The organism is Streptomyces sp. HSS9-12, assembly GCF_054963655.1.
On record NZ_JBUEGC010000005.1, the window covers coordinates 95,271 to 107,969 of the forward strand.

9 protein-coding genes are annotated in these 12,699 nt (G+C 71.0%); 6 read left to right on the plus strand and 3 right to left on the minus strand.

The annotated features are described in order from the left end of the window. Positions 1-2: 2 nt before the first annotated feature. Both ACY34J_RS04450 and ACY34J_RS04455 read left to right on the plus strand, forming a co-directional pair. Entirely contained in the window at positions 3-1,169 is a 1,167-nt protein-coding gene (locus ACY34J_RS04450; RefSeq protein ID WP_462725150.1) for a helix-turn-helix domain-containing protein, read from the plus strand. A 128-nt stretch (positions 1,170-1,297) separates the two neighbouring features. After that, complete coding sequence (locus ACY34J_RS04455; protein ID WP_462725151.1) at positions 1,298-2,302, plus strand: hypothetical protein; 1,005 nt, start codon at positions 1,298-1,300, stop codon at positions 2,300-2,302. A 259-nt stretch (positions 2,303-2,561) separates the two neighbouring features. On the opposite strand, the gene serC is transcribed toward ACY34J_RS04455, so the two are convergent. Further along, on the minus strand, positions 2,562-3,680 hold the full coding sequence (gene serC, locus ACY34J_RS04460) for a phosphoserine transaminase (RefSeq protein WP_462725152.1): 1,119 nt from the start codon (positions 3,678-3,680) through the stop codon (positions 2,562-2,564). A 134-nt stretch (positions 3,681-3,814) separates the two neighbouring features. Between serC and ACY34J_RS04465 the strand changes: the two genes are divergently transcribed. Both ACY34J_RS04465 and ACY34J_RS04470 read left to right on the plus strand, forming a co-directional pair. After that, a complete protein-coding gene (locus ACY34J_RS04465) occupies positions 3,815-6,691 on the plus strand; it encodes an FAD-binding and (Fe-S)-binding domain-containing protein (protein WP_462725153.1) in 2,877 nt (958 codons plus the stop codon). 254 nt (positions 6,692-6,945) lie between these two features. Beyond that, the gene (locus tag ACY34J_RS04470) at positions 6,946-7,872 is read left to right on the plus strand and encodes a S1 family peptidase (protein ID WP_462725154.1); all 927 of its coding nucleotides are present in this window, start codon (positions 6,946-6,948) and stop codon (positions 7,870-7,872) included. 221 nt (positions 7,873-8,093) lie between these two features. On the opposite strand, the gene ACY34J_RS04475 is transcribed toward ACY34J_RS04470, so the two are convergent. Further along, positions 8,094-8,765, minus strand: a complete 672-nt coding sequence (locus ACY34J_RS04475; protein ID WP_462725155.1) for a DUF4389 domain-containing protein — start codon at positions 8,763-8,765, stop codon at positions 8,094-8,096. A 193-nt stretch (positions 8,766-8,958) separates the two neighbouring features. Continuing rightward, a complete protein-coding gene (locus ACY34J_RS04480; RefSeq protein ID WP_462725156.1) occupies positions 8,959-9,246 on the minus strand; it encodes a hypothetical protein in 288 nt (95 codons plus the stop codon). A gap of 153 nt (positions 9,247-9,399) precedes the next feature. Here ACY34J_RS04480 and ACY34J_RS04485 point away from each other — a divergent pair, with 153 nt between their 5' ends. After that, positions 9,400-11,100, plus strand: coding sequence for an acyclic terpene utilization AtuA family protein (locus ACY34J_RS04485; RefSeq protein WP_462725157.1), 1,701 nt, complete (start codon positions 9,400-9,402; stop codon positions 11,098-11,100). Further along, complete coding sequence (locus ACY34J_RS04490; RefSeq protein ID WP_462725158.1) at positions 11,097-12,695, plus strand: acyl-CoA carboxylase subunit beta; 1,599 nt, start codon at positions 11,097-11,099, stop codon at positions 12,693-12,695. The genes ACY34J_RS04485 and ACY34J_RS04490 overlap by 4 nt, the downstream gene beginning before the upstream one ends. The last annotated feature ends 4 nt before the right edge of the window (positions 12,696-12,699 follow it).

Below are 12,699 nucleotides of genomic sequence, written 5' to 3' on the forward strand. Positions count from 1 at the left end.
CTATGACGACGAAGACCCCTGGACCCGGAAGGAACGTCGCCCTCCTGCGCAAGGCCCGCGACATGAGTCAGGAGAAGCTGGCCCGCAAGGCTGGTGTGTCTACGTCTCTGCTGAGCAAGATGGAAGTCGGAGACCGGGCACTCAGCCAGGGTGTAGCTGCCGCACTCGCCACGGCTATGGGCATCACCCTGGACGAGCTTCTCGGCAAAGCACCCGTACGGCCCGATGAAGAGGGACAGCTTCACGAGCTGGGCCAGGTCATCCGGCGTTTCGACCTCCCTGGCGAGCCTCCCGCTGCCCCGGAGACTCTGAGGTTCGAGCTGGCGGAAATCTTCAGGCTCCGTGGCGAGGCTGATCTACGCGGGGTGATGTACAAGCTCCCCGGGCTGCTCTCGAAAGCGCAGAACCATGCTCACGCCACCGGCCGACCTGAGGACTGGGGCGTGGTCGCCGACGTGTACAGCACGGTCTACTGGCTGGCTGCCCGGCACCGCTGGATGGTGCTCGCCGAGTTGGCCGTGATGAAGCAGGCCCGTGCCGCCGAGCGAGCGACTCCCTTGATGGCGGCGATCGCGGCCCGTGACGAAGCCGGGACCTTCCTCAACGGCGGAGACTTCCTCGGCGGCCTCGCCATCGTCGATCGGGCCATTGTGCAGGCCGAAGCGGACCTCGCAGGGCGCGACAAAGCGTTGGGCCTGGGCCTGCTCCATCTCCGGGGCCTGACCCTCGCCGGGCGCCTGAGGGACAAGGCGGAGGCCAAGCGGCACAAGAAGGCGGCTTGGAAAGCCGCAGAGCAGTTCGACGCCGATACGGACGACCACGGCATCCACTTCGGGCCCGAGAACACCGCCATTCACGCTGTCGCCACCGACGTGGACCTTGAGCAGAACAGGGAAGCACTCGGAACGGCGGAAGACCTCACTCGTCAGGGTCTGACACTTCCTGCGACTCGGATCGGTCCCCTGCACATGAATGTCGCCAGGGCCAAGCTGGCCCTGCATGACAGGGAAGGTGCCCTGGACTCCTTGGATGATGCTTGGGAAGCCGCCCCGCAGATGGCGAAGGTCCATCCGACCAGCCAGGAATTGCTTCGGGTGCTCACTTCCCTCCACAAGAGGAGCAATCCCAGGCTCACCAGGCTCACCAAGAAGGCCGGCATCAGCCTCTGATCCATTCACCCGGGCCCCTCTTCCGGGAGGGCCGTCACCGGCCGGGGATCAGGTACACGGCGGAGGGTCGTGACGCGGCTGGACTACGACGTGACGCTCCGCACTCCGACCGGTGGCAGGCTGGGGTCATGCGCTCGCTAGCTCACGGCCTCGGTGCCGCCGCCCTCGCTCTGCTCCCGGCCGCTGCCCCCGCACCACCGACGTCCGCCGGCGGCGGCTCCGCGCACTCCTTCACCATGACGGACCCGCGGATCAAGGAGTCCAGCGGGCTGGCCGCGAGCCATGCGCACCCCGGCATCTTCTGGACGCACAACGACAGCGACGACGGCCCGTACGTCTACGCCGTCGACAGCGGTACCGGGCGTACGGTCGCGACCGTCACCCTCGCAGGCGTAGAGCCGCGGGACATCGAGGCGATCTCGGTCGGCCCGGACGGCCAGGTCTACGTCGGCGACATCGGCGACAACCTCGGCGGCCGCTGGCCGGAGGTGTGGATCTACCGCTTCCCGGAGCCGGGGGAGCTGCGGGACACCACCGTCACCCCGGAGCGCTACACCGTCCGCTACGACGGCGGCCCGCGGAACGCCGAGTCGCTGATGGTCCATCCGAAGACCGGCCGGGTCTACATCGTCAGCAAGAACGAGAAGGGCGGCGCGCTGTACGAGGGCCCGGCGTCGCTGTCCAGCTCCGGGATCAACACCTTCCGGCGGATCGCCGACATCGACCTGTGGGCGACCGACGGCGCCTTCTCACCCGACGGCAGCAGGCTGGTGGTCCGCAGTTACTTCTCCGCCGCCATGTACCGCTGGCAGGACGGGAAGCCGCAGCGGATCGGCCAGCCGAACATGCCGGTGCAGCCGCAGGGCGAGTCGGTGACCTTCACTACCGACGGGCGGGCGCTGATGTACGGGACGGAGGGGGTGCGCGGCCAGGTGACGCGGGTGTCGCTGCCGCACGATCTGCTCCCGGACTCGGCGGCGAAGGAGGACCGGGAGCGGAACCGCCCGGCGCATGCGGGAGGCGCCGGTGACGAGTCCGTCTTCGGGCAGCACAACCTCTCCGTCGGTGTGCTGACGATTGCCGCGGCGGCCCTGCTCATCATGGGCGCCCGCAGGGCGCTCCGCCGCCGCTGACGGCCGAACAGCGCGTACCAGCGAGCGAGCCAGAAGGGCGCGCCGGTGTCGAAATCCCCCAGCGGTCGTCCTCCTGGGCCCTGACGGCCCGGGTGGGGATACCTCCAGGAGGAGCTGGGGAAGTGCCCCCAGGGGGAGCCCGGAGGCGAGCCGAGAGCGAAGACGCGGCCCCGGCATGCCGCCGGGGCCGCGCCCATCAGTCTGGGACCAGCGGCTTCAGCCGGTGGTGGGGGAGCGGAGTCACATACCTACAGATCCGTCAGAGGCGGTCGACGACGTAGTCGATGCAAGCGGTCAGCGCCTCGACGTCGGCCGGGTCGACGGCCGGGAACATCGCCACCCGCAGCTGGTTGCGGCCCAGCTTGCGGTACGGCTCGGTGTCCACGATGCCGTTCGCGCGCAGCGTCTTGGCGATGGCGGCGGCGTCGATGTCATCGTTGACGTCGATCGTGCCGACGACCTGCGAGCGCTTGCCCGGGTCGGTGACGAACGGGGTCGCGAACGAGGACTTCTCCGCCCAGCCGTACAGCCGCGCGGAGGAGTCCGCGGTGCGCTGCACGGCCCACTCCAGGCCGCCCTGCCCGTTGATCCAGTCCAGCTGGTCGGCCAGCAGGAAGAGCGTGGCCAGCGCCGGGGTGTTGTATGTCTGGTTCTTCCGCGAGTTGTCGATCGCGGTCGGCAGCGAGAAGAACTCGGGGATGTGCCGGCCCGAGGCGTGGACGCGGGCGGCGCGCTCCAGGGCGGCGGGGGAGAAGGCCGCCAGCCACAGGCCGCCGTCCGCCGCGAAGCACTTCTGCGGTGCGAAGTAGTAGACGTCCGTCTCGGTGATGTCGATGGGCAGGCCGCCGGCGCCCGAGGTGGCGTCCACCAGGACGAGCGCCCCCTCGTCGGCGCCCGCCACCCGCTTGATGGGCGCGGCGACACCGGTCGAGGTCTCGTTGTGCGTGAAGCCGTACACGTCCACGCCCGCCTCGGCCCGCGGCTCCGGGTGCGTACCGGGGTCGGAGGAGATCACCGTCGGCTCCTCCAGCCACGGCGCGAGCTTCGCGGCCTTGGCGAACTTCGACGAGAACTCGCCGAAGGACAGGTGCTGCGACTTGCGGGCGATCAGGCCGTGGGTCGCGATGTCCCAGAAGGCGGTGGAGCCGCCGTTGCCGAGGACCACCTCGTAGTCGTCGGGCAGGGCGAACAGTGCGCGGATACCGTCCCGGACCCGGCCGACCAGGTTCTTGACCGGGGCCTGGCGGTGGGAGGTGCCGAGCAGCGAGGTACCGGTGGCAGCCAGGGCGCTGAGCGCCTCCGTACGCACCTTGGACGGGCCCGAGCCGAATCGACCGTCGGCGGGCTTGATGTCAGCGGGAATCTGGATCTCAGCCACGGATGCAGCGTAATCCGTCCGGGCGGGGCATCCGGGTGCGGGTCCACCGGGTGAGACAGATGTCGCCGTCGGGTCCCGGGATACGCGGCGCCAGGGGTTGCGATGGGCCGCCGGGCAGTGGGCAGGCTATGCGCATGGCTGATCTTCGGGACGCACAGCGGGACACGCGGCCGGATGCCCCGGCGCTGGAGCGGGCGCTGCGGGCGGCCGTACGGGGCGAGGTCCGCACGGACTCGGCGAGCCGGGCGCTGATGACCATGGACGCGTCGAACTACCGGCGGGTTCCGGACGCGGTCGTCACCCCGCGCGACGCCGACGACGTGGCCGCCGCGCTCGCCGTGTGCCGCGAGCACGGTGTCCCGGTGGTGCCGCGCGGCGGCGGCACGTCCATCGCCGGGCAGGCCACCGGCGTCGGGGTCGTGCTGGACTTCACCCGGCACATGGACCGGATCGTCTCCGTGGACCCGCAGGCGCGGACGGCCGTAGTCCAGCCCGGTGTGATCCTCGATGATCTGCGCGCGGCGGCCGGCGCGCACGGGCTGACCTTCGGTCCCGACCCGTCCACGCACGCCCGCTGCACCCTCGGGGGCATGATCGGCAACAACTCCTGCGGCTCCCACTCGGTCGCCTGGGGAACCACCGCCGACAATGTGCACGAGCTCCAGGTGCTGACCTACGGCGGCGAGCGCGCCCGGCTCGGCCGTGGCAACCGCACGGAGGGCCTGCCGGAGCGGCTGCGGGAGGGCGCCGAGGCCCTGGTCGCCGGGCGGCTGGCCCTGCTGCGCACCGGGTTCCCCGATCTGCCGCGCCGGATCTCCGGTTACGCACTCGACCAGCTGCTGCCGGAGAAGGGCGCGGACTGGGCGCGGGCCTTCACCGGCAGCGAGGGCACGCTCGGCGTGCTCACCGAGGCGACCGTACGGCTCGTACCCGTCCCCGGTGCCCGGGTCCTCGCCGTCCTCGGCTATGCCGACGAGAGCGCCGCCGCAGATGCCGCGCACACGCTGCTCCCGTTCCGGCCGCTGACGGTCGAGGGCATGGCGACGGACCTGGTTCCGGGGGCCGCGGCGGCGCGGTTGCCGAGGGGCGGCGCCTGGCTGTTCGCCGAGGTCGGCGGGCAGAGCCCCAAGGAGGCGCGGGCGCGTGCCGAGGAGCTGTGCCGGGCCGCCGCCGACGGCACCACCGACCACGCCCTGGTCACCGACCCCGCAGGGCAGCGCGCCCTGTGGCGGCTGCGCGAGGACGCCTCGGGCACGGCGACGCGCCTGCCCGACGGCAGCGAGGCCTGGCCGGGCTGGGAGGACTGCGCGGTGCCGCCCGCCCGGCTGGGGGCGTATCTGCGCGACTTCCGCGGCCTGCTGGCGCAACACGGGCTGCGCGGGACGCCGTACGGGCACTTCGGCGACGGCTGCATCCACGTCCGGATCGACTTCGACCTGCTCAGCGACGCGGGCATCCGACGGTTCCGGGAGTTCTCCACCGACCTGGCCGACCTGGTGGTCGCCCACGGCGGCTCGCTGTCGGGGGAGCACGGAGACGGTCAGGCGCGGGCCGAGCTGCTGCCGCGGATGTACGGGGCGGAACTGGTCCGGGCTTTCGAGGAGTTCAAGGACCTGTGGGATCCGGCGGGCGGCCTGAACCCGGGGATGCTCGCCCGCCCGCACCGGCTGGACGAGAACCTGCGCTTCGCGGTGCTGCCGAAGCAGCCGGTGGATGTCGAGTTCGGCTACCCGCACGACGGCGGGGACTTCTCCGCCGCGGTGCGCAGGTGCGTCGGTGTCGCCAAGTGCCGTAATCCCACGGTCGGTACCGGCGTGATGTGCCCGTCGTACCGGGTGACCGGCGAGGAGCAGCACTCCACGCGCGGGCGGGCGCGGCTGCTGCACGAGATGCTGGCCGGGGAGGTCGTGACGGACGGCTGGCGCTCGGAGGAGGTGCGGGAGGCGCTCGACCTGTGCCTGTCGTGCAAGGGCTGCCGCAGCGACTGCCCGGTCGGGGTCGACATGGCCACGTACAAGGCCGAGTTCCTGCACCACCACTACGCGGGCCGGGTGCGGCCCGCCGCGCACTACGCGATGGGATGGCTGCCGGTCTGGCTGCGGGCCGCGGCCGCGGCCCGCCTGACGCCGCTGCTGGGCGCGGCCGTGCGGATCCGGCCGGCCGCCGCGGTCGCCAAGCGGCTGGCCGGGATCGCTCCGGAGCGGTCGATCCCGGCGCTCGCCACCGAGCCGTTCACCCGCGGCCGGAACCGTGCCTCCTGGCCCTCGGACATGGATGCCCGCGGCTCCGTCGTGCTGTGGCCGGACACCTTCACCAACTACCTCTCGCCGTCGGTCGGCCACTCGGCGGCAGCAGTCCTGAAGGCTGCCGGGCTGCGGGTCCTCCTGCCGCCGCGCCCGGTGTGCTGCGGTCTCACCTGGGTGTCGACCGGACAGCTGGACCGGGCCCGTACGGTCATGCGCCGCACCCTGGACGTCATGGCGCCGGCGCTCGAGGCCGGCCTGCCGGTCGTCGGGCTGGAACCGAGCTGTACGGCCACCCTGCGCACTGACCTGCCCGAGCTGCTGGGCGCGGCCGATCCGCGGGCGGAACGCCTCGCCGGTGCCGTCGTCACCTTCGCCCAGTCGCTGGACCAGTACGCGCCGGGCTGGCAACCGCCGCGCATCGAACGCCCGGTGGCCGGACAGACGCACTGCCACCAGCACGCGGTCCTCGGCGACGCGGCCGAACGCAAGCTGCGGGAGCGAGTGGGCCTCACGGGCGAGTTGAGCGGCGGCTGCTGTGGCCTGGCCGGTAACTTCGGCTTCGAGCACGGGCATTACGAGGTCTCCGTGGCCTGCGCGGAGGAGCAGCTGCTGCCGTCCGTACGGGCCGCGGCACAGGGCACGGAGGTGCTGGCGGACGGCTTCTCCTGCCGTACGCAGCTGGACCAGTTGGCGGGGCGGCGCGCACGTCATCTGGCCGAGGTCCTGGCCGAGGGGCTGACCGGCCGTACCTCCGACGGGCTGTGATGCCGGCTCGCGAAAGAAACTGCGGGTCGCGATAAACCTCGGCGGCGGATTCGACGTCTGAACGATTGGCGTGGGTTGCATTCCGTCAATTCCCAAACCATGCCTGCCGAAAATTCTTCGGAATTCTTTGACGTGATCTCGATATGACTTCTATCGTGGGCCAACGTCGCTACTGCGCAGGCAAGTTGGGTTGAACGGGTGCGCCCGATTACGCCTGTCGGAGTCTCATTTCCTACCAGAGGAGATCACCCCCCATGCGGCTTTCTCTCTCCCGGCGTCGCGTGCAGCGAATAGCTGCCGCCGGCCTTGCCTCGGGCGCGGCCGTCGCCCTGCTCGCGGCGGCCGCCCCGGCGGCCCAGGCCGGACAGGCGGCGCCGTCCGCCGACCGTTCGCGTCCGAGCGCCCGCATCATCGGCGGCGGCGACGTGTCGAGCGACGCGTACCCGTTCATGACCGCACTGCTCACCAAGGGGCCCGGCAGCGCGCTCAAGCGGCAGTTCTGCGGTGGCAGCCTGATCAGCCAGGACGTGGTCATGACCGCCGCTCACTGTGTCGTGGACACCGACCCGAAGGACATTCAGGTCGCCGTCGGCCGCACCGTGCTGTCCAACTCCCGGCAGGGCCAGGTGCGGAACGTCAGAAAGTCCTTCGGCGAGGGCGACCCCGGCGGCATTGTCGTCCACCCCCGCTATCTCAAGGGGCAGGACGCCTATGACGTGGCATTCCTCGAACTGGCCCGGCCGGTCACGGGCATTGCGCCCATCAAGCTCCCGACGCCGGGCACCGACGCGCTGATCCGGCCCGGCGCGAAGGCCACCGTCACCGGTTGGGGCAACACCGACACCGACATGCCGAACTTCCCCGACCGGCTGCGCGAGGTGAAGGTGCCGCTGCTCTCCCACGCCGAGTGCAAGGTGAGCTATGGCGAGTACAACTCCAAGGTCAACATCTGTGCGGGCGTCGAGGGCAAGGACTCCTGCCAGGGTGACAGCGGTGGCCCGATGTTCCGTACGGTGCCCGGCCGCCAGGAGCGCATCCAGATCGGCGTCGTCTCCTACGGCGACGGCTGCGCGGCGCAGGGTGCCCCGGGTGTGTACACCTCCACCAGCTCCGCGAAGCTGTGGAACACCCTGAGCGAGTCGCCGGAGGGCAAGAAGCTGAAGGCGAAGCTGGGCCGCTGACCGGCGGCCGGGCGGCTGACCGGCGGTTGCCGCTGACGTCCTGTGCGTGAGCCACCCGGCCCCGATTGGCTGGGTGGCTCACGCCGCTCGACGGGTGCATGGGCGCGCCTCACCGTCCTGCCGATCGCCTGCGGCGCATCGGCAGCACCAGCGCGACGAAGCCGCAGCCACTGCCTCAAGCATCGGTCCCCCAAGATTGGAGTTGCGATGATCGCTGGAACTCAAGCGCCGGGCGGGGGTTGTTCGGCGACGGGCTCCCGGCCGCCCATGTCCAGCCGGAACGGCGGATACTGGTCGGTCATCAGGGCCGCGTAGACGAGCACCCGCAGCGTCCAGCGGACAAGACCCATGAGGAAGTCGTACAGGGCCCGCGGATAGCTTCCCGTGACGGCCAGAATCACCACCGCGATCAGGGACAGCAGACTGATCAGCCCGAAGTGGTGGTGGTGCCCCCAGCCGGTGCCGACGAATATCGCGACGACCGCATAGTGCGGAATGGCCAGCAGCCACCACTTGACCAGGACCAGCAGCCGGGACAGCCGCTCGGGGTACTCGACATCGAGGTGGAACGGATAGTCGGGCACATCGCCGAGTGTGAACGGCGGGTACTTGTCGGTCCCGAGCACCGCGCGGCCGTAGTAGCTGACACGTGCGCTCCAGCGAATGACGCCGACGTTGAAGTCGAAGAGGGGCCGGGGATAGCGGGCGGTGATCAGGATGCTGAAGAACGCGACGATGCTGACGAGCAGGAACGCGATCCACAGGAAGAACAGAATGATGTAGTGCGGCAGGGCAAGGATCCACTTCACCAGCCACAGCCAGCGGGACAGCCGGGGATCCAGCGCCGCCTCGACGCGCAGCGGGTAGGTGGGAGCGGGATTCATCGCGGCCATCTCCTTCCGCGGAGCGGTCCGAGAAGACGCCGTGGGCACGCGGCGATCATCGTGGCCGGCGGGGTCGCCCGGCGATGCCCGACCACGAATCCAGGTTGGCACGCAGTGCCGAACCCCACCACTCAGCTCACGGCCGGCAGCCGGCCATCCCGCGACGCCGCAGCCCGCACCGACAGGCGTGCCCCGCCCAAGGTCAGACCGCCCGAACGAGCACGGTCTTCGGCAGCAGCTTCTCCAGATCGTCAACGTCCGATGTGAAGACGGTGACGTGTCCGGGCTGTTGGAGGGCGACGACCGCCAGCAGAGCATCGATGGCGTACTTGTGGCCGTGCAGACCCACGTCGGCCAGGAGCCTGCGGGCTCGACGGGCCTCTTCTTTTCCGATCTCCGCAACACGGATGCGGGAGATGACCCAGTCCCAGCGTCGCTCGGAGACCCGGCCGTCGTACGCCTCGACAAGAGTCAGAGGCGATGTAATCACACACCTTGGCGTGAAGCAGCCGCGGGCTCAAAAAATCATGCAAGCACGCTTGCTTGTTTCTTGCGGGGCTGCCACGCTGTCGGACGCCCGGCACGCTGACAGCTCGTCAACGCGCCGCGTTCTCGGCGCGAGCCACGCCCAGAGGGGAGCGACATGAGCGAGGTGCTGCGCATCGGCAATGCCTCCGGCTTCTACGGAGACCGCTTCGACGCCGTCCGCGAGATGCTCACCGGCGGGCCGCTGGATGTCCTCACCGGTGACTACCTCGCCGAGCTGACCATGCTCATCCTCGGCCGCGACCGCCTGAAGGACCCCAGCCGCGGCTACGCCAAGACCTTCCTGCGCCAGCTCGAAGACGGCCTCGGACTCGCCGCCGACCGGGGCGTGAAGATCGTCACCAATGCCGGCGGTCTCAACCCGGCCGGGCTCGCCGGCGCCGTACACGAACTCGCCGAGAAAGTCGGCGTGCCCGTACGCGTCGCCCACGTCGAGGGCGACGACCTGCTCCAGCCCGGATCCCCCCTGCCGGCGCGCGACAGCGTCCTCACCGCCAACGCCTACCTGGGCGGCGCGGGCATCGCCGAGTGTCTGCGCGCCGGTGCCGACGTCGTCATCACCGGCCGCGTCACCGACGCCGCGCTTGTCACCGGCCCCGCGGCCGCCCGCTTCGGCTGGGCAGCCGACGACTGGGACGCCCTTGCCGGCGCCGTCGTCGCCGGGCACGTCCTGGAGTGCGGCGCCCAGGCCACCGGCGGCAATTACGCCTTCTTCACCGAGCACGACGTACGCCACCCCGGCTTCCCCGTAGCCGAACTCCACCCCGACGGCAGCTCCGTCATCACCAAGCACCCCGGCACGGGGGGCGCCGTCACCGTCGGCACCGTCACCGCACAGCTGCTGTACGAGACGGCAGGCGCGCGCTACGCCGGGCCCGACGTCACGGCCCGGCTGGACTCCGTACGCCTGACCCAGGAGGGCCCCGACCGGGTACGGGTCGCCGGCGTCCGTGGGGAGGCCCCGCCTCCAACCCTCAAGGCCGGCCTGACCCGGCTCGGCGGCTGGCGCAACGAAGTCGTGTTCGTCCTCACCGGTCTCGACATCGAGGCCAAGGCGGCGCTCGTACGGGACCAGATGGAGGCCGCTCTGGCCCGCGGCAGGCGCCCGGCCGAGGTGCGGTGGACCCTGGCCCGTACCGACCGCGCCGACGCGCCCGTACAGGAAGAGGCCAGTGCGCTGCTCCGGCTCGTCGTCCGCGACCCCGACCCGGATCCCGTGGGCCGCGCGGTCAGCAGCGCGGCGGTCGAACTCGGCCTGGCCGGCTACCCCGGCTTCCATCTCACCGCCCCGCCCGAGAAGGGCGCGCCGTACGGGGTGTTCGAGGCGGTGTACGTGGACCCGGCGCGCGTCCCGCACACGGCCGTCCTGCCCGACGGGAGCCGCATCCCCGTTCCGGCCGCCCCGCGCACCCGCCCGCCGGCCGAGGTGGAGCCCCCGCCGCTGCCCGAGCCGCTGCCGCCCGGCCCCACTCGCCGCGCGCCGCTCGGCCTGGTCGCCGGGGCCCGCAGCGGCGACAAGGGAGGCAGCGCGAACGTCGGCGTCTGGGCGCGTACGGCCGAGGCATGGCGGTGGCTGGCGCATGACCTGACCGTCGGACGATTCCGCGAACTGCTGCCGGAGACCGCCGACCTGCCGGTCACCCGCCACGTCCTGCCGAACCTGCGCGCCCTCAACTTCACCGTCGAAGGGCTGCTCGGCGAGGGCGTCGCCTCGCAGGCCCGCTTCGACCCCCAGGCCAAAGCCGTCGGGGAGTGGCTGCGCTCCCGTCATCTGGAGATACCGGAGGTGCTGTTGTGACCGTGCTGGCGTCCGTCCTCGACACCGCGAGCCCCGAGTACGCCGCGAACCGGGGCGCGATGCTCGCCAAGCTGACCGAACTCGAGGCCGAGCACGCCAAGGCGATCGGCGGAGGCGGCGAGAAGTACGTGGCACGGCACCGGGAGCGCGGCAAGCTCCTCGCCCGCGAGCGCATCGAGCTGCTGCTCGACCCCGACACCCCGTTCCTGGAGCTGTCGCCGCTCGCCGCCTGGGGCAGCGACTACACCGTCGGCGCCTCGATCGTCACCGGTATCGGGGTGATCGAGGGCGTGGAGTGCCTGATCACCGCCAACGACCCGACGGTACGAGGCGGAGCCAGCAACCCCTGGACGCTGAAGAAGGCGCTGCGCGCGAACGAGATCGCCTACGCCAACCGCCTGCCCGTCGTAAGCCTCGTCGAATCGGGCGGCGCCGACCTGCCCGGCCAAAAGGAGATCTTCATCCCGGGCGGGGCCCTCTTCAAAGACCTCACCCGCCTCTCCGCGGCCGGAATTCCGACCATCGCCGTCGTCTTCGGCAACTCGACGGCGGGCGGAGCGTACGTACCGGGCATGTCCGACCACGTGATCATGGTCAAGGAGCGCTCCAAGGTCTTCCTCGGCGGCCCGCCGCTGGTCAAGATGGCCACCGGAGAGACCAGCGACGACGAGTCGCTCGGCGGCGCCGAGATGCACGCCCGTACCTCCGGGCTCGCCGACTACTTCGCGCTCGGCGAACCCGACGCGCTGCGCCAGGCCCGCCGCGTGGTCGCCCGCCTCAACTGGCGCAAGGCGCACCCCGATCCAGCCCCCGCCCAGCCGCCGGAGTACGACGAGGACGAGCTGCTGGGCATCGTTCCCGACGACCTCAAGGTGCCCTTCGATCCGCGCGAAGTGATCGCGAGGATCGCCGACGGCTCGGACTTCGACGAGTTCAAGCCGCTGTACGGCACCAGCCTGGCGACAGGCTGGGCGGCCATCCACGGCTACCCGGTCGGCATCCTCGCCAACGCCCAGGGCGTCCTGTTCAGCGCCGAGTCCCAGAAGGCCGCGCAGTTCATCCAGCTCGCCAACCAGCGCGACATCCCCCTGCTGTTCCTCCACAACACCACCGGCTACATGGTCGGCAAGGAGTACGAGCAGGGCGGCATCATCAAACACGGCGCGATGATGATCAACGCGGTCTCCAACTCCCGCGTTCCCCATCTCTCCGTCCTGCTGGGCGCGTCGTACGGCGCAGGGCACTACGGCATGTGCGGCCGCGCGTACGACCCCCGCTTCCTCTTCGCCTGGCCCAGCGCCAAGTCCGCGGTCATGGGCCCGCAGCAGCTCGCGGGCGTCCTGTCGATCGTGGCCCGCGCCGCGGCGGAGGCGAAGGGGCAGCCGTACGACGAGGAGGCGGACGCGGCGCTGCGCGCCATGGTCGAGCAGCAGATCGAGGCGGAGTCGCTGCCGATGTTCCTGTCGGGGCGGCTGTACGACGACGGGGTCATCGACCCGCGCGACACCCGCACCATCCTCGGCCTGTGCCTGTCGGCCGTCCACGGCGCGCCGATCCAGGGCGCGCGGGGCGGCTTCGGCGTCTTCCGGATGTGAGGGG

Excerpts from the sequence above, each read along its gene's own strand:
- ACY34J_RS04450 (WP_462725150.1), top strand. The coding sequence starts at position 3 with ATGACGACGAAGACCCCTGGACCCGGAAGGAACGTCGCCCTCCTGCGC.
- ACY34J_RS04455 (WP_462725151.1), top strand. The coding sequence starts at position 1,298 with ATGCGCTCGCTAGCTCACGGCCTCGGTGCCGCCGCCCTCGCTCTGCTC.
- ACY34J_RS04465 (WP_462725153.1), top strand. The coding sequence starts at position 3,815 with ATGGCTGATCTTCGGGACGCACAGCGGGACACGCGGCCGGATGCCCCG.
- ACY34J_RS04470 (WP_462725154.1), top strand. The coding sequence starts at position 6,946 with ATGCGGCTTTCTCTCTCCCGGCGTCGCGTGCAGCGAATAGCTGCCGCC.
- ACY34J_RS04475 (WP_462725155.1), bottom strand. The coding sequence starts at position 8,765 with ATGGCCGCGATGAATCCCGCTCCCACCTACCCGCTGCGCGTCGAGGCG.
- ACY34J_RS04485 (WP_462725157.1), top strand. The coding sequence starts at position 9,400 with ATGAGCGAGGTGCTGCGCATCGGCAATGCCTCCGGCTTCTACGGAGAC.